We start from the raw sequence: 21,231 nt of genomic DNA on the forward strand, positions 1-21,231 counted from the left end.
ATGTAGACACATGAATTGGAAACGCCTAGCATCGCCTCGAACCAAGCCCACGGAGGGGAAGCAAGTGCGAACATCCACCGGCCCGGACGGAGTGCGGCCGTGCCCCTGAGACTTCTGGCGCTGACGCTCTGCGTCTTCTGCATCGGGACGGCCGAGCTGCTGCCCGGCGGGGTACTGCCGGAGCTCGCGGACGCCTTCGGCGTCTCGATCTCCACCGCCGGCCTGCTGGTGACCGTCTACGCGGCGACGATGATGATCGGCGGCCCGCTGGTCTCCGGCCTCACCCGCAAGGTCCCCGCCAAGACGCTGCTGATCGCCCTGATGGCCGTGTTCGTCGCGGGCAGCGCGGTCGCCGCGACCGCGCCCTCCTACGGGGTGCTGGTGACGGCCCGGATCATCTGCGCGCTCACCCACGGCACCTTCGTGGCCGTGAGCATCGTGGTGGCGGCCGGCATGGTCCCGCCGCAGCGGACCGCCGCCGCCGTCTCCACCATCGTGCTCGGCTACAACCTGGCCACCGTGCTCGGCGTGCCGCTGGGCACCCTCGTCGGCCAGCAGTGGGGGTGGCGGGCCACCTTCTGGGCCGTCACCGCGCTGTCGGTGGCGGGCGCGGCGGTCATCTGCCTGCTGCTGCCCGCCGTACGGGCGGAGGAGTCCGGCTCGCTCCGCGGCGAGCTGCGCGCCTTCCGGGCCGCCGGGGTGCTGATGTCGATCGTCATCACCGTGCTCGCCACCGGCGGCATGTTCACCCTGATCACCTACATGGTCCCGGTGCTCAAGGACGTCAGTGGCTTCTCCGCCGGGGCGATCCCGGTGCTGCTGGTCGCCTACGGGGTGGGCTCGCTGCTCGGCAACATGGTCAGCGGGCGCGTTCCGGCGGACCGCCTGCTGCCCGCGCTGATCGCCTGCCTGGCCGTGCTCACCGGGGTCTGCCTGCTGTTCTGGTGGGTGAGCCCGCACCCGGTGGCCGCGGCGGTGGGACTGTTCGTCTTCGCCTTCGTCACCTTCGTCGCGGCCCCCGGGCTGCAGACCTACACCCTCACCGAAGCCTCCGACGCCCCCACCTTCTCGGTGACCGTCAGCATGTCCGCCTTCGGGCTCGGCGCCGTCATCGGCTCCTGGTACGGCGGCCGGGTCATCGACTCGGGGCTCGGGATGCGCTCCGTCGCCCCGGCGGCGGGCGCCCTCGTCGCGGTGGCCGCCGCGGTCGCACTGGCCTGGCACCTCAAGGTGCGGGCCGGGTCGGCCCCGGCCCCGGCCGACGCGCCCGCTTCGGCCGAACCGGCCGAACCGGTCACCGCGCTCCGGTGAGCGGCGCCCGCCCGGGCCCGCTCAGCGCCCCGCGCGCACCGCTCCCGCACGCCCCGCCCACCGCTCCACACCCATGCCCACGCACCGCCCCATCTCCAGCCGATCAAGGAGTTTCCTCATGACCGTCAAGGCAGCCGAGCAGGATGCCGAGGCCAGACGAGCACGGTTGTCACGACTGCCCTCGCTCACCGGGATGCGGTTCATCGCCGCGCTCATGGTCTTCTTCTTCCACGTCTCGCTCCCCGACTTCACCCCGTTCGGCGGTGACTTCGCCGACGACGCGGAGTGGCTGTTCAGCAAGGGGGGCTGGGTCGGCGTCTCGTTCTTCTTCATCCTCAGCGGCTTCGTGCTGACCTGGTCCGCCCGCGAGGGCGACACGCCGCGCCGCTTCATGCGCCGGCGCCTGGTGAAGCTGTACCCGAACCACGTGGTCACCTTCGCCCTGTCGATGCTGCTGTTCGCGGGCGCCACGGCCACCTGGAAGCAGTGGCTCCCCAACATCCTCCTGGTGCACACCTGGATCCCGGACTACAACACCTTCTTCGGCATCAACCCGCCGAGCTGGTCGCTGGCCTGCGAGGTCGTCTTCTACCTCTGCTTCCCGGTGCTGCACCGCTGGATCAAGAAGATCGAGCCCGCCCACCTGTGGGGCTGGGCGGCCGGTCTCGCGGCCCTGGTCATGCTGATCCCCGCGTTCTCGTACGCGGTGCTGCCGTCCGACCCGCCGATGCCCAACGGCTTCCCGGTCGGCGTGAAGCAGGCGTGGTTCGTCTACCTGCTGCCGCCGGTGCGCATGCTGGAGTTCGCGATCGGCATCATCATGGCCCGGATCGTGATGACCGACCGCTGGATCAACTTCAAGATGATCCACGCGCTCGGCCTGCTGATCGTCGGCTACGCGATCGCGCTCAACGTGCCGTGGCTGTACGGCCTCAACGCGGTCTGCCTGATCCCGATCGCGCTGCTCATCCCGGCCGCCGCGGTCGCCGACGTCAAGGACCAGCCCTCGCCGTTCCGCGGCAGGGTCATGAACTGGCTGGGCGAGGTCTCGTTCGCCTTCTACCTGATCCACGGCGTCGTCATCATCTACGGCACCAAGTTCCTCAAGGACAAGCCGTACAACATCGCCGAGGGCATCGGGCTGTGGGCGGCCTGCCTGCTCATCAGCCTGGCCCTGGGCCACCTGCTCTACAAGTTCGTCGAGCTGCCGATGATGAAGCACTTCGCCAAGCCGCGCTCCGCCCGCGGCACGGCCCCGGCCGCCGTCACCATCCCGGGCCAGCGCCGGTCGCCCGAGAACGCCCCGGTGCGCGCCGAGTCCTCGCGCGACTGAGGCCGCTCCCGCCAGCCGGGCCTGTTCCCCGCCGTTCACGGCGGGGAACAGGCCCGCTCGCATGTGCCGATAAAAAACGGGGATGCTGGTTTACGAAAGGAAACATAGTAAAAGCTTCAACATTTCAGGCATGTGTCACGGGTGACGAACCTTGGCAAATATGCCCAAAACCCCTTTCCGGTCCAGATGGCGACCGAAACTTGTCGATTCAAAAACCGGCATGTAGGTTCTTTTATTGTCGTCGACTGGGGGAGTCGGCAGCCTTCTGCTGTCCCTCGGTTCTTCGCGTTACTGAGGGGTCTTGATGAGGCAGCACAAGGGCGGTTACGCCGTCCACCTGGACCTGGAGGACCTGGTCCGCCCGGCGGACATGTGCGCGAGCGTGGGGGGCCGCGGGATGCCGTTCCGCCGCGCCCTGGAGCGGTTCGTCGAATCGCTCAACTCCGACGCGCGGCTGACCCCCGACGGGGTCTCCGTCGCCCGCTCGCGCATCCGGGCCTCCTTCGCCGTCCAGGAGCGCATGGCCGCGCTGCGGGCGCCGGCCTCGGCCGCCCTCGACTCCCCGGTCTTCGTCACCGGCATGCCCGGCAGCGGCGCCGCCCTGCTGCACAACCTGCTCGCCGAGCACCCCGGCGTCGACGCGCCCACGCTCTGGGAGCTCCAGGACCCCGCCGCCGCGGCGGCCGGTCCCGACGAGCGGCGCGCCCTGATCGCGCGCGGCCGGGCCCGGACCGCCGCCGACCAGCGGGTCACCGCGGGCCGCGCGGCCGGCCGGTTCCGCGAGGCGACCCGGCCCGGCGCCTGCCACTGGCTGCTCGCCAACGCCTTCCACAGCCCCGCGCTCGCCCTCACCCACCGCGTCCCGGGGTACGCGGACTGGCTGGAGGAGCAGGACCTGGCGCCCGCGTACGCCTTCCACCGCCGCCAGCTGCAGGCGGTCGTCCACCGGGTCGGCGGCGGCGCCCTGGTGCTGCGCGACCCCTTCCACGCCCCGCACCTGCGCGATCTGCTGCGGGTCTATCCGCACGCCAAGGTGATCCGGGTGCACCGCGATCCGGCCGACCTGCTGGCGGTCACGGCCGGGATCTCCTCGGCGCAGCGCGCCGCCCGCTCCTTCGCGCAGAACCCGGCCGACGTGGGCCCCGAGTGGGCGGGCCGGTTCGAGCGCCAGCTGGCCGCCGCCGAGGAGGCCCGCACCGGGATCGCCGAGGGCGCGCTGCTCGACCTGCGCCACCGCGACCTCGTCGAGGACACCGCGGCGACGCTGCGCCGGGTCGCGGAGTTCGTCGGGGTGCCGGTGGTGCCCTCGGTGGAGGGGCGGATGCTGGAGCTGGCCAGGAGCGCGGCGGTGGCGGCGCGCGGGGCGCGGCACTTCGAGCCCGAGGAGTTCGGCCTCTCCCGGCGGCAGCTAGGATTCCGGTTCGCCCACTACCGGAGCGCCTTCGGGGTCTGAGCCCCTGGTCCGGACCTGGCCGAAAAGGTGCACTCGCGGGGTGAATCGTTGCCTCCGCCGCTTGGTACATGCTTGTGAAAGCATTAGTGTTTCCTTTACAGGCGGATAAACCATCTGCCATGCGGGTTGCGGAGAGTGTCATGGTTGCTTCTGGCCGACGCCAGCGCGGCGAACTGGAGCTGTGGCGTCAGCTGACTCAGCTGACGAGCGTGCTGTCCAGCTCGCTCGACAAGAGGCTCGCGCGCCAGCACGGCGTCTCCGTCTCGGAGTTCACCGCGCTGTCCACGCTCGCCGAGGGCGGCGCCGAGGGCGTCCAGATGCAGGACCTCGCCGACTCCATCGGCCTCAACCAGTCCACGGTCAGCCGGCTCGTGGCCCGCCTGGAGAACAGCGGCCTGGCCACCCGCGCGGTCAGCGAACGCGACCGGCGATGTACGTACGCGACCATCACCGAGCGCGGCCGGGCCATCGTCGACGAGGCCACCGGCACCTTCCAGAAGGAGTTCTCCACCGCGCTGGACATCGCCGCCTTCGACGAGCGGACCGCCCCGCTGGTCGCCCGGCTGCGCCACGACCCCGCGGGCACCGAGCACACCGGGAAGTAGCCGGCGCCGCACCACCGCACACGGACAGGGCCCCGGGTCGCCGACCCGGGGCCCTGCCGCGTTCCCGCCCTCACACGGACGCCGGCGCGCCCCCGCGCACGCGCAGTTCGCGCTCCACCGCCGCCGCCAGGGCCGTCCGGGCGGCCGAGGCCGCGGCCAGCTCCGCCGCCTCCAGCGACGCGGCGACCTGCTCGTGGGAGATGCCGAACCACGGCAGATAGCCCAGCAGGCGGCGCGCGTCGGCGTAGTGCCGCCGGACCCGGTCGCCGGGCACCTGGGCGTGCCGGGCGACGGCGTCCAGCGTGGCCGCGTCCACCGCGCAGACCGCGTCCGGGGCGACCAGCTCCTCCACGTACCGGGTGTCCCGGTAGCGGGGGTCCCGGACGTCCGTCGCGGTCCACAGCGGACGCGGCGGCCGGGCGCCCGCCGCCGCCAGCGCCCGCCACCTCGGCCCGGCGAGCCCCTCCTCGTACGCCTGGTAGGCGAGCCGGGCGTGGGCCGGGGCCGACCTGCCCGCCATCGCCCGCGCCTCCGCCGAACCGCTCTCGGCCAGCCGGCTGTCGACGGCGGCGTCCAGCGGGGCGAGCGGGAAGGACGCCAGCGCGGCGAGCGGGGCCAGGTCGTGCCCGGCCGCGCGGGCCCGCTCCAGACCGTCGAGGAAGGCGTCCGACACCTGGCGGTGGCGTGCGGGGGAGAAGATTCCGGCCGCCTCCACCGCGATGCCCGCGGCCAGGCAGTCGGCGACGGCCCCGGCCCGCGCGGCCGGGAGCGCCACCACCAGGTTGGGGCGCCCGACCGCGTCCCGCAGGGCGCGCGCCCGGGCCACCAGCCCGGCCGCGTCCCCGGCGGGCCCCGGGTCGAGGGCGACCGACACCAGGCCGTCGCGGCCCCCGGTGCGGGTGTGCACCGCCAGCAGCAGGTCGCAGGCCCGCCGGGCGTGCGCCGCCGTCAGCGCGTGCAGCGCCTCGGCCGGGCCCGCGCCGCGCGCGGCCAGCGCGGTCAGCTCCGCCGCGCGGGCGTCCGGGGCGAGCGCGCGCCCGGCCGACGCCGCGCCCAGCCGTGCGCCCGTGACCCGGCCCGCCGCGACCGCGCGGGCCAGGGCGTCCTCGTCCGGGCCGTCGAGCCAGAGCGCCACGCCCTCGGCGGCGAGCCGGGCGAAGACGCCCCGGCCCGCGCCCGCCGCCTGCTCCACCGCGTCCACGACCGGCTCCGGCACTTCCCCCACCCCGTTCACACCCGCTCCAGTACGGCGCAGGTCCAGCTGAATCCGGCGCCCACCCCGACGGCGAGCACCCGGTCCCCCGGGCGCAGTTCGTCCCGCTCCAGCAGCCGGGCGAGCCCGGCGAACTGGTCGCCCGCGCCCAGGTGCCCGATCTCCAGACCCCAGTCGTGCAGGGTCCGTTCGGCGGGCACGCCCAGCGGTCCCAGGCACTGGCGCAGCGACAGCTCCGCGCCGAAGAACGGCACGATCACCGACGCCATGTCGGCCAGGTCGCACTCCGCCTCGGCCAGGCACTCCTTGACGGCCGTCAGCATCCCCGACTCGTTGCGCACGGTGACCTCGTCGACCGGCATGTGCCGCAGGAAGCCCTTCTTTCGGGCCACCAGATCCAGCGGCGCGGCCTCGCTGCCGCTGCGCAGGAACGGTTCGTCACCCCGGTGCAGGCCCTCCAGGACCGGCTCGGAGTACGCGGCGGTCGCCACCAGCCGCAGGCCCACCGGCTCCCGGGAGACCACCACCGCGGTCCCCGCGTCGCCGAAGACCAGCCCGCGGTCGGTCCGCCAGCGCGGGAAGGCGGGTTCGGCGAACCGGTCGCCGGTGGTGAGCAGCGCGGCCCCGGCGGCGGGCGCCGCCGTCAGCCGGCTCGCCGCCATCTCCAGCGCCGACATGCCCCCGTTGGACATCTGCCGCAGCTCGAAGGCGAGCGCCCGGCCGTGGCCGAGCACCTCCTGCTGGACGTAGGCGGCCACGTTCCAGAACTCCAGCCCCGGATACCAGCACGCGGCGTGGATCAGCAGCCCGAAGTCCCCGGGCGCCCGGCCGCCGCGCCGCAGCGCGGCCCGCCCGGCGGCCACCGCCAGCTCCGGCCCGGCGAGCTCCTCGCTCACCGACACCGAGCGCTGTCTGCTGCGGGCCGCCTCCTCGGCGTCGTAGCGGCCCGCGGCCACCGCGCTCTCGGCGCTCTCGGGCACCCCGGTGACCACGGCCGCCGTCTCGACGTGGATTCCTTGCCAACGCATGCTGTCCGTCCTCGTCCCTGCCGAGCCGTGCGGCTCAGCGGTTGGTCCACGCCGGGGCGGGCCCGTACCGGCGTGCGCTCGTGCCCTGCTCGTACGGCATGCCGTCGGGCATGTTCAGCACCTCCAGCTGGACGCCCCAGGGGCCCCGGAAGTAGACCCAGCGGTCGCCGTGGATCGGCCCGCCGTCCTCGATCAGCTGCGGCTCGCCCAGCACCTCGGTGCCCGGCACCCGCGCGAGGCGGGCCGCGGCGAGCTCCACGTCTTCGACGAAGAACGCCAGGTGGTGGCCGCCGACGTCGCTGTTGCGCGGCAGTTCGGTGCGCTGGTCGGCGACGGTGTAGCGGGAGAGCTCCAGATTGGTGACCGGGCCGAGCCGGATCACGGCGGTCTCGCGCACCACGGCCTGGTCCACGCCCAGCTGGCGGCCCGCGAAGCCCGCGTCGGCCGTCAGCTCCTCGCGGTGCACCAGCTCGCCGCCCATCGGCCCGGTGAAGTAGGCGACGGCCTGCTCCAGGTCCGGCACGGTGTAGCCGACGTGGCCCACCCCGCGCGCCCCCGGGATGCCGCGCCCGCGCCACGCCGGGTCGGGGCGGTAGAGGCGGGCCTCGGTGTCCTGCTCGTACGGCGGCCGGGCGGCGGTCTGGCGCAGCTCCAGCTGCAGGCCCCAGGGCGCCCGGAAGTAGACCCAGCGGTTGCCCGCGGCCGGGCCGTCGGTCACCAGCTGCACCTCGCCCTGCACCTCGACGCCGGGCAGCGCGCGCAGATACGCGGCGGCGGCGTCGATGTCGGTGACGTCGATGCCGAGCAGGTGCCCGCCGACGTCGCTGTTGCGCGGAAGTTCGGTGCGCTGGCCGGGGGCGGTGTACTGGAAGAGCTCCAGATTGCTCACCGGGCCGAACCGCAGCAGCGCGATCCGGGCACTGGCGCGCGGGTGCACGGCCAGCTGGCGGGCCATCCAGTCGGAGTCCGCCTCCTCCACCGGCCCCAGGGTGTAGAGGAGTTCGGCGCCGAGCGCGTCGACGAAGAACTCCACCGCCCGGTCCAGGTCGGGGACGGTGTACGCGAAGTGGTCGACGTTGCGGGCGGTCGCGATCCCGGTGGCGGCGGTGGGGAGCGCGGAGTCGGTCGTCATGGCTGCTGCCTCTTTCTCGGCGGGGCGGGGAGTGGTCTCGGGGCCGGGCGCGGTCAGACCTGGCCGGCCAGCGCGGCGTTGGCGACCGCGGCGGTCAGGGTGAGCCCGCCGTCGGTGACGATCGAGGTGCCGGTGGTGTACGCGGCCCCCGGACCCGCCAAGTACGCGATCAGCGAGGCGACTTCCTGCGGGCGGCCCGGGCGGCCCGCAGGGATGGCGGGGCGGGCGATGGTGGCCGCGTCCTGGCCGCTGGGCACGTTGTTCATCGGGGTGGCGGTCTCGCCCGGGGCCACCGAGTTGACGGTGATGCCGTGCGGGGCCAGCTCCAGGGCCATCACCTTGGTGAGCATGCCGAGGGCGGCCTTGGCCGCGCAGTAGGTGCTGCCGCCGACGATCGGGACGTGCTCGTGCACGCTGGTGACGTTGACGATCCGGCCGCCGCGGCCCTGCGCGATCATCCGGGCCGCCGCGCTCTGGGCGAGCCGGAACGGGCTGGTGACGTTGACGGAGAAGACGTGCTCCCAGTTCTCGGCGTCCTCCTCGACCACGGCCGCGCGCCGGTTGATCCCGGCGTTGTTGACCAGCACGTCGATGCCGCCGGCGGCGTCCAGCGCGCCCTCCAGCTGCTGCTGCGCCACATCGGGGTCGCCCAGGTCGAGGGCGACGAGCCCGGTGCGCACACCGTGCTCCGCGGTGATCCGCTCCGCCAGCTCCTTGGCGGCGGTGGCGTTGCGGCCGTAGCCGAGGACCAGGTCGTGGCCCAGCGCGCCGAGGGCCAGGGCGGCTTCGGCGCCGATGCCGGAGCTGGCTCCGGTGACGACGGCGATGGGTCGGGACATGTCGCAATGCCTTTCTGGGTGGGTGCGCGTACCGGCGCGAGCGCGCCCGCGCCGGTACGGGAGGAAGGTGCGCACCCGGCCGCGTCCGCCGGGGGAGCGCGGACGCGGCCGGGTGCGGGAGGGTGGCCACGACGGCCGGGCGGGGGAGTTGGCCGTCGTGGCCGGTTCGGGGGCGGCCCGCACGGGCCGCCGGGTCAGCCCCTGGGCGGGAGCTGGAGGGCGACCTTGGGCGCGGCGCGCCGGCCGTGCTCCAGGAGGTGGAAGGCGTCGGCGACCCGCTCCAGCGGGAAGACCTCGGCCACCATGCCCTTGGCCGTCAGGACGCCTTCGGCGAACAGCCGCAGGGCCCGCTCGTAGAAGTCGAGCCCGTGCCGCACACCGGTGAAGCTCACCCCGCGCAGCACGAGTTCGCCCGCGTCCACCGACGGCAGCGGGTCGGTCGGCACGCCGATCGCCGCCACCCGGCCGCCGATGTCGGCCAGTTGGAGCGCCTCGGCGAGCGCCGCCGGGGAGCCGGACGCCTCGACGACCACGTCGTAGCCGCCGGGCGCCGCCTCGCCGGGCCGGAACGCGTGCTCCGCGCCCAGCCGCAGGGCCGCGCCGAGCCCGGCGTCGTCCACGCCGACCACGTCCACGGTCCCGGCCAGCCGGCGCGCCAGCTGCACGGCGAGCAGCCCGATGGTGCCGGTGCCCAGCACCAGGACCCGCTCCCCGGGGGAGCAGGAGACCCGGTCGAGCCCGGCCAGTACGGTCACGGCCGGCTCCACCAGGGCCGCCGCCAGGTCGTCGACGGCGGCGGGCACCACGGTCAGCGTCTGCGCGGGCACCCGTACGAACTCGGCCGCCGCGCCCTGCTGTCCGTACAGCCCCGTCTCGCGCAGCCGTCCGCACTCGTTGCGGCGTCCGCGCTGGCAGGCCCGGCAGGAGCCGCAGGAGATCATCGTCTGCCCGACCACCCGGTCGCCGATCCGCAGCGACGGCTCGTCCTCGGCGGGGACCGCGACGACGCGGCCGACCCACTCGTGGCCGAAGACGTGCGGATGGGTGGCGCGGCCGTCGCGGAAGTAGCTCGCGGTGCCGTGCAGCAGCTCCAGGTCGGTGCCGCAGACACCGACGACGCTCGGCGCGACCAGCACCTCACCGCGGGCGGGCGCGGGGATCGCCACCTCGATCAGACCGGCCTTGCCGTGGTCGAGCACGGCCGCCGCCCGCATCGTGCCGGTGGGCCAGTTCCCGCGTACGGGAACGGCACCGGCCGGTGCCTCTTCCAGGTCATGGCTCATGGCGCTCCCTCGGGCAGGTCCGGAAGGTCCGGGTGGGGGTCGGCGGGGTGGAACAGGGGGGAGCGCTGCGCCTCCGGCAGGTCCGGGACGCGGCGCGGCAGCCGGGCGCTGACCCGGGCGGGCAGGGTGCGCAGCGCGATCAGCTCCAGGCCGTCGCGGCCCGCCCGCAGGGTGAGCGGGGCGGCGGCCGGGGCGAGCAGCAGCGTGCCCCCGGCGACCTCGCGCGCTCCGCCGTCCCCGGTCACCTCACCGGTCCCGGCGAGGACGTACAGGGCCTGCTCCACACCGCTGTCCGCGCGGTGTTCGAGCACGGCGCCGGGCGCCAGCCGCAGCTGGTCGAAGCTCTCGGTCTCGCTGTGCAGCATGCCCCGGCGGGCCAGGCACCGCCAGGTGGTGCCGCCGTCGGCGGCCATCCGGCGCGACGGCAGGTCGATGCGGTTGACGATCACCGGCCGGGCTCCGGCGCCGGGACGGCCAGTTCGGCGTGGAAGTACTCCAGGCCCTCGTCCTTGCCCGCGCCCAGGCGCACCTCGGTGCCGAGCGGCAGGGTCACCGAGGTGCCCGCGGCCAGCTCCACCGTGGCGGAGCCCTGCTCGGCCCAGCCCGATCCGGCGGTGACGAAGACGGTGTGCTCGGCGCCGTCGGCGCGCAGCCGTGCGGTGCCGCCGGGTTCGAGGGTGCGCAGGGCGGCCTCGCGCAGCGGTCCGGTGAAGACACCGGCCGGGTCGACCGTGCCTTCGGCCCGCAGGTCGTGCAGGCGTGCGTTCACCAGGGTCTCCTTCGGTACGGGGCGGTCGGCGGCGGGGCCCTGCGGCCCGGCCGCGCCGCGCAGGGTGTGCGCGGTGTGGGGCGAGCGGATCTCGATGACCAGCCAGTCCAGGTCGGTGTCGCCGGTGTTGCGCAGCCCGTGGACGGTGCCGACGCCGGTCAGCACCATCGAGCCGGGCCGGATGGGGCTCGCCACCCCGTCCAGGACGATCTCGCCGGTGCCGCGCAGCACGAAGTAGATCTCCTCGGTGCGGGTGTGCCGGTGCTCGCCGCTGACGCCGCCGGCCGGCACGCTGGCCCACTCCACCGCTTCCCAGCCGGCCGCCAGGTCGAGCCCGCTCGCCAGCGCCTTCCAGTGGGTGAGGCCCGCGGTGCCGTGCACCCCGTAGATGTCGGCCGGGCCACTGGTGTCGGCGACGATCACCGCGCCCCGGGCCGCCGTGGGCTCAGACATGCGTACCGCTCCGGGCGCTGCCGAGCTCGCGCAGATCGCGTACGGCGCGGTTGATCTCGTCCTCGGTGACGTCGTTGACGAAGACCGCGCCGCCGATGCCGTCGGGCAGCGGCAGGCGCTGCTTGCCGTTGCGGTGGCGGACGGTGTCCTGGAGGGCGGCGGTCAGCAGCGACGGGTCGTCCAGCAGCGGGTCCCAGCTGGGCAGTTCGAGCCCGCGCATCACGGCGAGGACCCGGTCGCGGTCCTCGGTGGAGAGCAGCCCGCGCCGCCAGCCGAGCACCGTGGTGAGCGCCATGTCGACGCAGACGGCCTCGCCGTGCAGCAGCTCGGGCAGCGCCCGCATCTCCACGGTGGGGCTGAAGGTGTGCCCGTAGTCGACGGTCCGCTCCAGCTTGGCCTCCCAGAGGTTGGGCTGGAGCTCTTCGAGCATGCCGTGGATGGCCCGGCGCAGCACTTCCTCGGCGACCAGGTCGCCGCGCTCGCTCAGCCCCTGGAACTTCTCCTCCAGGAGCACCGGGCCGTAGCTCTCCAGCAGGTTGAAGAGGCGGGCGTCCTTGATGAGGGCGATCTTGAGGATCTCGGCGAGGCCGTTGCCGATGTGGCGGCGGTCCAGGGTGGCCAGGAAGCCGCGGTCGAGCAGGGTGAGATCGGCCGGGAAGTAGGTGCCGAGCCGGTTCTTGTGGCCGTTGAAGTTGACCCCGGTCTTGGCGCCGACTCCCGCGTCCACCAGGCCGATCAGGGTGGTGGGCACCCGGACGAAGGGGGTGCCGCGCCGGTAGAGGCTGCCGACCAGGCCGACGATGTCCATCAGTACGCCGCCGCCGATGACGATGACCGGCTCGCGGCGCCGGTCGATGCCGAACGCGTCGATCTCGCGGACGATCCGGGCGGCCGTGTCGAAGTCCTTGAGGGTCTCGTTGGCCGGGACCACGCAGATCTCGTACTCGGCGCCGTGGTGGTCGAGATAGGCCCGGATCCGCTCGCCGTGCAGCAGGTCCACGTCGGAGTCGATGACGATGAACCGCCGGATGCGGCCCTCGGGCGCCGCCCCCGCGTCGAACAGATCGGTCCGCGAGAGGCCGAACAGGTCGTCCCGGATGCGGATCTCGTAGCTGACCGGCTTGGAGGTGCGGACCACCCAGGAGTCGACCTGCTGGCTGAACGTGTACAGGCCCGCCTCGTCGTCGCCCGGACCGAACCCGGGACCGGTGCCTGTGACGAGCTGACTGGATTCCTCGATGGGGGAGACGGACATGGCTCACCTCTCGGATAAGCGGGGTGGGAGATGACGCAACCATACACAAAATCAATGCATGGTCAAGCAATAAAGTCGGAAGTGTGTACGGCTGCACCGCGATGCCCTCCACCTCAAGAAGGGGAACTCCAGCTCAGGGTTGGACTGGACGCCGTCGCTCTGGAATGATTTCATGCGCAAGCATTGAGTTGTTCGAGAGGTGTGTTCCCATGCGTGCCACTGTTCTGCCCCAGTACGGAGAGCCCGAGCTGCTCGCCGTAGCCGAGCTCCCGGCCCCGACCCCCGCACCCGGCCAGATCCTGGTGCGCACGGCCGCCTCGGCCGTCAACCCGGTGGACCTCGCGGTCCGTTCGGGCAGCGCCGCCGAGTACGTCAAGCTCCCCTTCCCGATGGTGCTCGGCTGGGACCTGTCCGGGACCGTCGAGGCCCTCGGCGAGGGCGTCACCCGCTTCGCCGTCGGCGACCCGGTCGTCGCCATGTCCGCCCAGATGGCCACCGGCATCGGCACCCACGCCGAACTGGTCGCCCTGGACGCGCGGATCGCCGCCCCGGCCCCGGCCGGCGCCGACCTCGTCCACGCCGCCGCCCTGCCGCTGGCCGGACTCACCGCCGACCAGGCCCTGGACGCCCTCGGCGCCGAACCCGGCAGCACCCTGCTGATCACCGGCGCGGTGGGCGCCGTCGGCGGCTTCGCCGTCCAGCTCGCCACCGCCCGGGGCATCCGCGTCACCGCCCTCGTGCGCCCCGGCGACGAGGAGCTCGCCCGTTCCCTCGGCGCCGCCGAGGTGCTCACCTCCGAACTCCCGCTCCCCGAGGGCGTGGTGGACGCGCTCCTGGAGACCGCCGGGATCGCGGACGCGGTCAGGGCCGTGCGCGACGGCGGCCGGGCCGTCTCCATCGTCCCGGCCGCGGCCCCCGAGGCCGAGCGCGGCATCGAGGTGCGGATGTCGTTCGTGGAGCAGGACGGCGAGCGCCTGGCCGGACTCTCGCGCCAGGTCGAGAGCGGCACGCTGACCCTGCGGGTCGCCGACGTCCTCGACTTCGCCGACGCGCCCCTCGCCCACAAGCGCCTGGCGGGCGGCGGCACCCGGGGCAAGCTGCTGCTGGCCCCGCTGCACGCCTGACCCACGACCGGCCCGCGCGGCCGGACCCGGCGCCTGTGCGCGCCCGGGACCGGCCCGCGCGGCCCGGTCTCCCAGACCGGTACGGGCCGGGGCCCCGACTCCCCGGCCCGTACCGACGCCGTACGTGCCCGGCCCGTGCCACGGCGGTACGTGCCCGGCCCGTGCCAAGGCCGTACGCACCCGCACCAAGGCCGTACGCAGTCGCCCCGTACCTGAGCCGTACGCGCTGTCCCGCCCGGCGGCCGTCCGCGCCCGCCACCGCCCAGCCGTCCGCACCGCACCCCTCCGCCGCCTGGAAGGCCGCCATGCCCCTCCCCCTGTTCGCCCTCATGCTGTGCGTGTTCGGCGTCGGCAGCGCCGAACTGGTCATCGCCGGGATCCTGCCGAACATCGCGCACGACACCGGCGTCTCCCTCGCCGACGCGGGGCTGCTGGTCACCGCGTACGCCGCCGGAGTCGTCCTCGGCGGCCCGGTCATCACGCTCGCCACCAGCAGGCTGCCCCGCAAGCCGCTGATCCTCGGCCTGATGGGCCTGTTCGTGGCGGGCAACGTGCTGGCGGCCGTCGCCCCCGGCTACCCGGTGCTGATGGCGGCCCGGGTGCTCTCGGCGCTCACCCACTGCACGCTCTTCGCGGTGTGCATCGTCGTCGCGGGCAGCCTCGCCCCGGCGGGCAAGGAGGCGTCGGCGGTCTCCAAGGTGGCGGTCGGGCTCAACCTCGCCACCGTGCTCGGCGTGCCCCTCGGCGTCCTCGTCGACCACCACTTCGGCTGGCGCGCCACCTTCTGGTGCGTGGCCGGGCTGAGCGCGGCGGCCACCGCGCTGGTCGCACTCTGCCTGCCGCGCGACGCGGTCCCCGTCACGGCCGCCGCCGCCGACGAGCTGCGGGTGCTGGGCAACCGGCGCGTCCAGCTCGCCGTCGTCGTCACGGTGGTGGCCATGGCCGCGGTGTTCACCGCGTACACCTTCCTCGCCCCGCTGCTCACCGAGGTCGCCGGCTTCGGCGACGCCACCGTCACCTGGCTGATGCTGGTCTTCGGCCTCGGCTCGCTGCTGGGCAACCTGATCGGCGGCCGGCTGGCCGACCGGGCGCTGATGCCCGCGCTCACCGGCATCCTGGCGGCGCTGGCCGCGGCCCTGGTGGCGCTCGCGGCGGCGGCGCCGGTGCGCTGGGCGTGCGTACCGCTGCTGTTCGTCTTCGGCGTCGCGTACTTCGCGGTGATGCCGGGGCTGCAGGCCCGCATCCTCACCTCGGTGGCGGGCGGCGCCCCCACGCTGGCGGTCTCGGTCAACATCTCCGCGTTCAACATCGGCATCGCGGGCGGCGCCTGGTTCGGCGGCGCCCTGCTCGACCTCGACCTCGGCCTGCGGGCGGTGGTGGCGGCCGGAGCGGCCCTCGCGGGCCTCGCGGCGCTGGTGGCCCTGGGCGAGCTGGTACGGGACCGGCGGGCGGCGGACGCGACGGCGACCCCGTCGGCCGCGGCTGCCGGATCCCCGGCGGGGGCGGGGCGCCCGACGGATGCGGGTGCCGGGCCTTCGGCCGGTGCGGGCGGGGCGGCGGACGGGTCCAAGGAACCGGCCCGCGCGTGACGGCACGCCATCCGGCGGGCGGGTCCGAGGACCGGTCCGCGCGTGACGGCGCCACCCGGCGGGCGGGCGGGTCCGAGGAACCGGTTCGCGTGTGACGGCGCCACTGGACGGGCGGGCGGGTCCGAGGGCCGGTCCGCGTCCATGACGAGCCCCGGCCGCCAACGGCCGCTTCCCGCCCACCGGTTCTGCCTCCGCCCCTCTCCTCTCCCTCTCCTCTCCCCTTCCTCTCCTCTTCCGCTCTCTTTCGCTTCTCCCTCCTCCTCTCTCTCCACTTCACGATCACGATGGGGTGCACCAACTCATGAGCATGAGCAAGACGACTCGTCGCCGCCTCCTCCAGCACACGGCCGCCGTGGGGGGAGCCACCGCGGCCCTGTCCGTGACCGGCCTCGGCGCCGCACCGGCCCTCGCGGCCCCCGGCGCCCGGGGCGGCGCCACCCCGGGCGGCTTCGGCGCGGTCACCGTACGGCCGGACGACCCCCGCTACCCGGAGCTCACCCACGGCACCAACCAGCGCTGGGTCGGCCGGCCCGAGTACGTACGGCTGGTGAACTCGGCCGACCAGGTCGTGCGGGCGGTGCAGGAGGCGGTGCGCGACGGCAAGCGCGTCGCGGTGCGCAGCGGCGGCCACTGCTACGAGGACTTCGTCAACAACGCCGAGGTCCAGGTCGTGATCGACATGTCCGAAATGGCGGAGATCGGCTTCGACGCCGAGCGCCGCGCCTTCACCGTGGAGCCCGGGGCCTCGCTCGCGGAGGTGTACGACAAGCTGTACAAGGTCTGGGGCGTCACCATCCCGGGCGGCTCCTGCCCCTCGGTGGGCGCGGGCGGCCACATCGTGGGCGGCGGATACGGCGCGCTGTCACGGAAGTTCGGCCTGACCGTGGACCACCTGTACGGGATCGAGGTCGTCGTGGTCGACGCCTCCGGAACCGCCCGGCGCGTGGTCGCCACGCGTGACTCGGCCGACCCGGAGCTGCGCGAACTGTGGTGGGCGCACACCGGCGGCGGCGGCGGGAACTTCGGCGTCATCACCAAGTACTGGCTGCGCTCGCCCGGCGCGACCGGGGACGACCCGGCGCACCTGCTGCCCCGGCCGCCCGCCGAGCTGCTGGTGTCGACGGTGAGCTGGCCGTGGGAGGGGCTGACCAAGCAGGGCTTCCAGCGGCTGCTGACCAACTACGCCGGCTGGTTCGAGCGCAACAGCGACCCGGACTCCCCGCACCTGGGCCTGTTCAGCCAGTTGAAGCCGTTCCACCGGTCGGCGGGCCAGATCCTGCTCGTCACCCAGATCGACGCCACGCGCCCGCAGGCCGAGCGCGAGCTCGCGGACTTCGTCGCCGCCGTCGGGGAAGGCGTGGGCGTCGCCGCCCAGACCACCGGAGCGCAGCGGCTGCCCTGGCTGCACGGCACCAAGTGGCCCGGGTTCGCGGGCGGTGACCCGACGCTGCGCTTCGAGGACAAGTCGGCGTACATGCGCAAGAACTTCCCGAAGTCGCAACTGGACGCCATTTACCGGCAGTTGACCCGTACCGACTACGCCAACGGCGCGGCGCTGATGATCATCGCGGGGTACGGCGGACGCATCAACGCGGTGCCGTCCACCGCGACCGCGGTCCCGCAGCGCGACTCGATCCTCAAGCTCCAGTTCCTGGCGTTCTGGAACGACGCGGCCGACGACGCCCAGCACATCGGCTGGGTCCGGGACCTCTACGGCGACGTGTACGCGCAGAGCGGCGGCGTCCCGGTCCCCGGCCGGGTCAACGACGGCTGCTTCATCAACTACGCGGACACGGACGTGGCGGACCCGCGCTGGAACAAGTCGGGCGTCCCGTGGCACTCCCTCTACTACAAGGGCAACTACCCGCGCCTGCAGCGCGCCAAGGCGCACTGGGACCCGCGGAACGTGTTCCGGCACGGACTGTCGATCACGCCGGGGAGGTAGGGGGGTGGGGGAGGGGGCGCGTGCTTCCTCCCCCGCGCCGCCCGGCCTCTCCTGGCCCCCGCCGGGGCCCGCTCAGCTCCGCTCCGCTCCGCAGAGATCGCTCACCGCTCACCGTTCACGGTCCCGGCGCCGTATCCGAAGCAGTGGCCCTGAAGCCGGGGCCTCGAAACAGCGGCCCTGAAGCCGGGGCCCCGAAGCCGCCGGCCCCGCAAGGGCCGGGGCCCCGAAGTCGCCGCATCCACAGGGGAGAAGACCCATGCCCACAGCCCAGACGCACGACTCCCAGGTGGAGTACTTCACCGCCGGGTCCGGGCGCGCGCTCGTGCTCGTCCATGGCACGGGCGGCAGCGCGGACACGAATTTCGGCCACTTCGTCGAGCCGTTCGCCGACCGCCGCACGGTCGTGCGCCCCAACCTCTCCGGCAGTGGCGCGACCACCGACTCGGGGGCCCCGCTCACCCTGGACCTGCTGGTGGACCAGCTGGTGGCCACCGTACGGGCGGCCGGGGCCGGGGGCCCGGCGGACGCCGTGGGCTACTCGCTGGGCGCGGTGGTGGTGGCCGCGGCGGCGGCCCGGCACCCGGAGCTGTTCGGCAAGGTGGCGCTGATCGCGGGCTGGGCCCGCACGGACACCCGGCTGCACCTGACGTTCGACGTGTGGCGCCGCCTGGAGCGGACCGACCACGAGGCGTTCATCCGCTTCCTCAACCTGACCGGCTGGACCAGTGAGCAGGTGAACCGGCTGGGCCCCGAGGGCCTGGCCCCGTTCCTGGCGGCGCCGATCCCACCGGGCATGGGCCGCCAGATCGAGCTGGACCTGACGGTGGACATCCGAGCGGAGCTCCCGAGGATCACGGCCCCGACGCTGGTGGTCGGCTTCACGGACGACCAGATGGTCCCGGCCGAACACAGCCGAGCCCTGCACGCGGCCATCGAGGGCAGCCACTACGCCGAACTGCCGGCGGGCCACTTGGGCATCTTCGAGCGGGCCCCGGAGCTGATCGGGCTGATCGGGGAGTTCCTGGGGGAGGGGTGAGGGCCACCCCGAAGCCGACACCCCGCCCATGCCCCCCGCCGGGGCGTTGGCGGGGCTTACGCGTTCTCTACGGCCCACTCGCTACGGTGCACCTGAGCAGCAAAAAGGCCCTCCCGGAGGGAGGGCCTGGTACCGCACGGGCGAAAGCGCCCCCGGCAGGACTCGAACCTGCGGCCAAGCGCTTAGAAGGCGCCTGCTCTATCCACTGAGCTACGGGGGCCGGATGGCGGCCGCGGTGGCCTGGAGCCCCCGGGCGGGCAAGGCTGTGGTCCGGAGCGGGCTCCGGGCCGATGACCTTGCCGGGGACAAGGATAGGGCTCCTCTCCCCTCGTCCCGGTTGCTTCACCTGCGTGGCACGATGTGGAGGTTCGGTGAAGCGAACCGATAATCGCAGGCGAGCGCGGAACACGCAGCGCTTTTGACGCTGATGGGGCCGGGTGTTGTGCACTCGTTATGCCTGCGTCCCACTCATCCCGTCTGTCCCTTGTGTCCGATCGGCGCGCGAAGGCAGTCATACGCTTCAAAATGGCTCCAAAATTGGGCATTCTTCGCATGTGGTGACCTTGGACGTACGGCCTCAGCTGATCGACGCACTCTCCGCCCTGCGCGACCGTGTCGCCGCCGTGCGTCTTCCGCTGCCCCTGGCGGGTGCGGCGCGAGCGCGGCAGACCCGGGCCGAACTGCTCGCCCAACTCGACGACTATCTGCTCCCCCGGCTCAAGGACCCCGAAGCCCCGCTGCTCGCGGTCGTCGGCGGGTCCACCGGCGCGGGAAAGTCCACCCTCGTCAACTCCCTTGTGGGGCGGCGGGTCAGCGAGGCGGGGGTGCTGCGCCCCACGACGCGCACTCCCGTACTCGTCTGCCATCCCGACGACCACCACTGGTTCACCGGTATCCGGGTGCTGCCCCAGCTCACCCGGGTATGGCTGCCCCAGCAGGGCGACGACGCCGAGCTGGACGAGGGCGTCGGGGGCAACGACGCCGAGAACTCCCTGCGCGTCGAGACCTGCCGGACCCTGCCCCCCGGACTCGCCCTCCTCGACGCGCCCGACATCGACTCACTCGTCGTCAGCAACCGGATCCTCGCCGCACAGTTGATCTGCGCTGCCGACATCTGGGTGATGGTGACGACCGCCTCGCGGTACGCCGACGCCGTGCCGTGGCACCTCCTGCGTACCGCGAAGGAGTACGACGCCACCCTCATCACCGTCCTCGATCGGGTGCCCCATCAGGTCATCGGCGAGGTGTCGCGCCAGTACGCGGCGCTCCTCACCAAGGCCGGACTGGGCGACGTGCCCCGCTTCACCATCCCCGAGCTGCCCGAATCCGCCGGCGGCGGAAGCGGATTGCTGCCCTCCACGGCCGTGGCCGCGCTCGGGCAGTGGCTCACCCACCGGGCGCAGGACCCGGCGGCCCGCCAGCAGGCCGTCGTCCGCACCGCCGTCGGCATGATCGACTCCCTCAACGCCCGCATGCCCGAGCTCGCCTCCGCCGTCGCCGCCCAGTACGCCGCCGCCGTACGGATGACAGGGGCCGTCGAAGACGCGTACGAGCGGGAAGGCGCACGCGTACGGCGCAGGCTCCAGGCAGGGGGCGTACTCGCCGGGGACGCGCTCACCCGCTGGCGCGCCTACCCCCGCGACGCCACCTCCGGCGAACTCCTGGACGCCCTCGTGGAGAGCCTCGCCGAACTCCTCGGGTGCGCCGCCGACGCCGCCGACGAACGCGTCCGCGAGGCATGGCGCCGCGAACCGGCGGCGGCGGAGCTCGCCGACGGCGTACGGGACCGGGAGACCGGCGGACGCATCGCCGTGGAGGTACGGCGCTGGCGGCGGATCCTGGAGGAGCTCGCCGAAGAGGAAGTGCGCGAGATGGAACGGGCCGCCGCACCCGCCCCCGAGGCCGTCGCGGCCCTGCTCGCCGCCTCCCTCCTGGGCGGACGCCGGGCCCGCCGCGCCGGGGAACGGCTGGCCGAACGCGTCGGCGCCCAGCGCGCGCTGCGCCTGCGCGACCAGGGCGGCGAGCTGGTCACCACGTACATCGACCGCGTCCTGAACGCCGAACGCGACCGCCGCCTCGCCCCCCTGGACGCGCTCCGGGTGACCCCCGAGCCCCAGGCCGGGCTGATCGCCGCGCTGTCCCTACTGCAGAAGGAGAGGTGAGCGGCGTGACCGCTCTCACCGACCACCCCGGCTCCGAGCAGCCGGAGCAGCCCGAGCAGCCGGAGCGGCCGGAGCGGACCGAGTTCCCGGACTTGTCTGACTCCCCGCGCCTGTCCGTCTCCCCGGACCCGTCCGGGGAGACGGGTCGGCCCGAGCTGGCTGAGCAGCCAGAGCAGCCCGAGCCACGCGACGAAGCCCGCCCCGCCCCGCACCACGGCCCCGGCGCCCCCCAGCCCCCGGCGTCCCACACCGTCGAGGTCCGCACGGCCGGGCGGCCCCCGATCGGGCGGCTGGAAGCCGTCGTGCCCACTTCGGGCTGGCTGGGGTTCGACCGCCCCTGGGCCGAGCGCCCCCCTGCCCGACGCCCCGAGCCGGACACCGGCCCCGGAACAGGGCAGCCGGAAACCCCGGACGAGCCCGACGAGGCGCAGCCGCAGGCCGAGGCCCCCGAACAGCCGCGATCCACTCAGGGCGAGACGGGAACGACCGGCACGGCGGAGCCCGGCACGGCGGAGCCCGGCACTGAGGCGTCCGGCACTGTGGCGTCCGCCACTGGTACGGGTGCTGGGGCCCCCACCCCCACCCCCCCACCCACCCCCGCGTCGAAACCCCGCCCCGACGCCCGCGACCTGGCCATCCGGCGCGCGCCCGAGGGCCACCAGCGCGCGGCCCCACGCAGGGCCGCAGCACCTGTGCCCGCA

The 21,231-nt window shown here is 74.0% G+C and carries 17 protein-coding genes and 1 tRNA gene; 9 read left to right on the plus strand and 9 right to left on the minus strand.

Going from position 1 to position 21,231, the window contains the following annotated elements:
- The first annotated feature begins 99 nt into the window (after positions 1–99).
- From AB5J87_RS22850 to AB5J87_RS22865, 4 genes are all read left to right on the plus strand, one after another.
- Positions 100–1,311 carry an MFS transporter gene (locus tag AB5J87_RS22850; RefSeq protein WP_369378872.1) on the plus strand — a complete coding sequence of 404 codons (1,212 nt, stop codon included), beginning with the start codon at positions 100–102 and terminating at the stop codon, positions 1,309–1,311.
- A 118-nt stretch (positions 1,312–1,429) separates the two neighbouring features.
- Positions 1,430–2,644: an acyltransferase family protein gene (locus AB5J87_RS22855; protein WP_369378874.1), complete on the plus strand. Its 1,215-nt coding sequence runs from the start codon at positions 1,430–1,432 to the stop codon at positions 2,642–2,644.
- Between the two features lie 304 nt (positions 2,645–2,948).
- Positions 2,949–4,097 carry a sulfotransferase gene (locus AB5J87_RS22860; RefSeq protein ID WP_369378875.1) on the plus strand — a complete coding sequence of 383 codons (1,149 nt, stop codon included), beginning with the start codon at positions 2,949–2,951 and terminating at the stop codon, positions 4,095–4,097.
- Between the two features lie 140 nt (positions 4,098–4,237).
- Positions 4,238–4,702, plus strand: coding sequence for a MarR family winged helix-turn-helix transcriptional regulator (locus AB5J87_RS22865; protein WP_369378876.1), 465 nt, complete (start codon positions 4,238–4,240; stop codon positions 4,700–4,702).
- Between the two features lie 70 nt (positions 4,703–4,772).
- On the opposite strand, the gene AB5J87_RS22870 is transcribed toward AB5J87_RS22865, so the two are convergent.
- From AB5J87_RS22870 to AB5J87_RS22905, 8 genes are all read right to left on the minus strand, one after another.
- Positions 4,773–5,918 (minus strand): transaldolase family protein, encoded by a 1,146-nt coding sequence (locus tag AB5J87_RS22870; RefSeq protein WP_369378877.1) that lies wholly within the window; start codon positions 5,916–5,918, stop codon positions 4,773–4,775.
- A gap of 14 nt (positions 5,919–5,932) precedes the next feature.
- Complete coding sequence (locus tag AB5J87_RS22875; RefSeq protein WP_369378880.1) at positions 5,933–6,943, minus strand: ketoacyl-ACP synthase III family protein; 1,011 nt, start codon at positions 6,941–6,943, stop codon at positions 5,933–5,935.
- 34 nt (positions 6,944–6,977) lie between these two features.
- Positions 6,978–8,075 carry a VOC family protein gene (locus AB5J87_RS22880; protein ID WP_369378882.1) on the minus strand — a complete coding sequence of 366 codons (1,098 nt, stop codon included), beginning with the start codon at positions 8,073–8,075 and terminating at the stop codon, positions 6,978–6,980.
- 53 nt (positions 8,076–8,128) lie between these two features.
- Positions 8,129–8,914 (minus strand): SDR family oxidoreductase, encoded by a 786-nt coding sequence (locus tag AB5J87_RS22885; RefSeq protein ID WP_369378883.1) that lies wholly within the window; start codon positions 8,912–8,914, stop codon positions 8,129–8,131.
- A gap of 194 nt (positions 8,915–9,108) precedes the next feature.
- The gene (locus tag AB5J87_RS22890; RefSeq protein WP_369378884.1) at positions 9,109–10,197 is read right to left on the minus strand and encodes a zinc-binding dehydrogenase; all 1,089 of its coding nucleotides are present in this window, start codon (positions 10,195–10,197) and stop codon (positions 9,109–9,111) included.
- Complete coding sequence (locus AB5J87_RS22895; protein WP_369378885.1) at positions 10,194–10,646, minus strand: hypothetical protein; 453 nt, start codon at positions 10,644–10,646, stop codon at positions 10,194–10,196. The genes AB5J87_RS22890 and AB5J87_RS22895 overlap by 4 nt, the downstream gene beginning before the upstream one ends.
- A complete protein-coding gene (locus AB5J87_RS22900; RefSeq protein WP_369378886.1) occupies positions 10,643–11,419 on the minus strand; it encodes a cupin domain-containing protein in 777 nt (258 codons plus the stop codon). The genes AB5J87_RS22895 and AB5J87_RS22900 overlap by 4 nt, the downstream gene beginning before the upstream one ends.
- Positions 11,412–12,674 (minus strand): sedoheptulose 7-phosphate cyclase, encoded by a 1,263-nt coding sequence (locus AB5J87_RS22905; RefSeq protein WP_369378887.1) that lies wholly within the window; start codon positions 12,672–12,674, stop codon positions 11,412–11,414. Before AB5J87_RS22905 ends, AB5J87_RS22900 begins: the two co-directional genes overlap by 8 nt.
- A 209-nt stretch (positions 12,675–12,883) precedes the next feature.
- On the opposite strand from AB5J87_RS22905, the gene AB5J87_RS22910 reads away from it, so the two are divergent.
- The 4 genes from AB5J87_RS22910 to AB5J87_RS22925 all read left to right on the plus strand — a co-directional run bounded on the left by AB5J87_RS22910 (position 12,884) and on the right by AB5J87_RS22925 (position 18,368).
- On the plus strand, positions 12,884–13,798 hold the full coding sequence (locus AB5J87_RS22910; protein WP_369378888.1) for an NADP-dependent oxidoreductase: 915 nt from the start codon (positions 12,884–12,886) through the stop codon (positions 13,796–13,798).
- Between the two features lie 305 nt (positions 13,799–14,103).
- Complete coding sequence (locus AB5J87_RS22915) at positions 14,104–15,387, plus strand: MFS transporter (protein WP_369378889.1); 1,284 nt, start codon at positions 14,104–14,106, stop codon at positions 15,385–15,387.
- Positions 15,388–15,694: 307 nt separating this feature from the next.
- Positions 15,695–17,332 carry an FAD-binding oxidoreductase gene (locus tag AB5J87_RS22920; protein ID WP_369378890.1) on the plus strand — a complete coding sequence of 546 codons (1,638 nt, stop codon included), beginning with the start codon at positions 15,695–15,697 and terminating at the stop codon, positions 17,330–17,332.
- Between the two features lie 256 nt (positions 17,333–17,588).
- Positions 17,589–18,368, plus strand: coding sequence for an alpha/beta fold hydrolase (locus AB5J87_RS22925; RefSeq protein WP_369378891.1), 780 nt, complete (start codon positions 17,589–17,591; stop codon positions 18,366–18,368).
- 147 nt (positions 18,369–18,515) lie between these two features.
- On the opposite strand, the gene AB5J87_RS22930 is transcribed toward AB5J87_RS22925, so the two are convergent.
- Positions 18,516–18,588, minus strand: a tRNA-Arg gene (locus AB5J87_RS22930).
- A 343-nt stretch (positions 18,589–18,931) separates the two neighbouring features.
- Between AB5J87_RS22930 and AB5J87_RS22935 the strand changes: the two genes are divergently transcribed.
- Complete coding sequence (locus AB5J87_RS22935; protein WP_369378892.1) at positions 18,932–20,530, plus strand: dynamin family protein; 1,599 nt, start codon at positions 18,932–18,934, stop codon at positions 20,528–20,530.
- Positions 20,531–21,231 lie beyond the last annotated feature (701 nt).

Source organism: Streptomyces sp. cg36, assembly GCF_041080675.1.
Taxonomy (GTDB): Bacteria; Actinomycetota; Actinomycetes; order Streptomycetales; family Streptomycetaceae; genus Streptomyces.

What these genes read in the sequence shown, in the direction of transcription:
- AB5J87_RS22855 (WP_369378874.1), top strand. Translation starts at nt 1,430, where the DNA reads ATGACCGTCAAGGCAGCCGAGCAGGATGCCGAGGCCAGACGAGCACGG.
- AB5J87_RS22860 (WP_369378875.1), top strand. Translation starts at nt 2,949, where the DNA reads ATGAGGCAGCACAAGGGCGGTTACGCCGTCCACCTGGACCTGGAGGAC.
- AB5J87_RS22865 (WP_369378876.1), top strand. Translation starts at nt 4,238, where the DNA reads ATGGTTGCTTCTGGCCGACGCCAGCGCGGCGAACTGGAGCTGTGGCGT.
- AB5J87_RS22875 (WP_369378880.1), bottom strand. Translation starts at nt 6,943, where the DNA reads ATGCGTTGGCAAGGAATCCACGTCGAGACGGCGGCCGTGGTCACCGGG.
- AB5J87_RS22880 (WP_369378882.1), bottom strand. Translation starts at nt 8,075, where the DNA reads ATGACGACCGACTCCGCGCTCCCCACCGCCGCCACCGGGATCGCGACC.
- AB5J87_RS22885 (WP_369378883.1), bottom strand. Translation starts at nt 8,914, where the DNA reads ATGTCCCGACCCATCGCCGTCGTCACCGGAGCCAGCTCCGGCATCGGC.
- AB5J87_RS22890 (WP_369378884.1), bottom strand. Translation starts at nt 10,197, where the DNA reads ATGAGCCATGACCTGGAAGAGGCACCGGCCGGTGCCGTTCCCGTACGC.
- AB5J87_RS22900 (WP_369378886.1), bottom strand. Translation starts at nt 11,419, where the DNA reads ATGTCTGAGCCCACGGCGGCCCGGGGCGCGGTGATCGTCGCCGACACC.
- AB5J87_RS22905 (WP_369378887.1), bottom strand. Translation starts at nt 12,674, where the DNA reads ATGTCCGTCTCCCCCATCGAGGAATCCAGTCAGCTCGTCACAGGCACC.
- AB5J87_RS22910 (WP_369378888.1), top strand. Translation starts at nt 12,884, where the DNA reads ATGCGTGCCACTGTTCTGCCCCAGTACGGAGAGCCCGAGCTGCTCGCC.
- AB5J87_RS22915 (WP_369378889.1), top strand. Translation starts at nt 14,104, where the DNA reads ATGCCCCTCCCCCTGTTCGCCCTCATGCTGTGCGTGTTCGGCGTCGGC.
- AB5J87_RS22920 (WP_369378890.1), top strand. Translation starts at nt 15,695, where the DNA reads ATGAGCAAGACGACTCGTCGCCGCCTCCTCCAGCACACGGCCGCCGTG.
- AB5J87_RS22925 (WP_369378891.1), top strand. Translation starts at nt 17,589, where the DNA reads ATGCCCACAGCCCAGACGCACGACTCCCAGGTGGAGTACTTCACCGCC.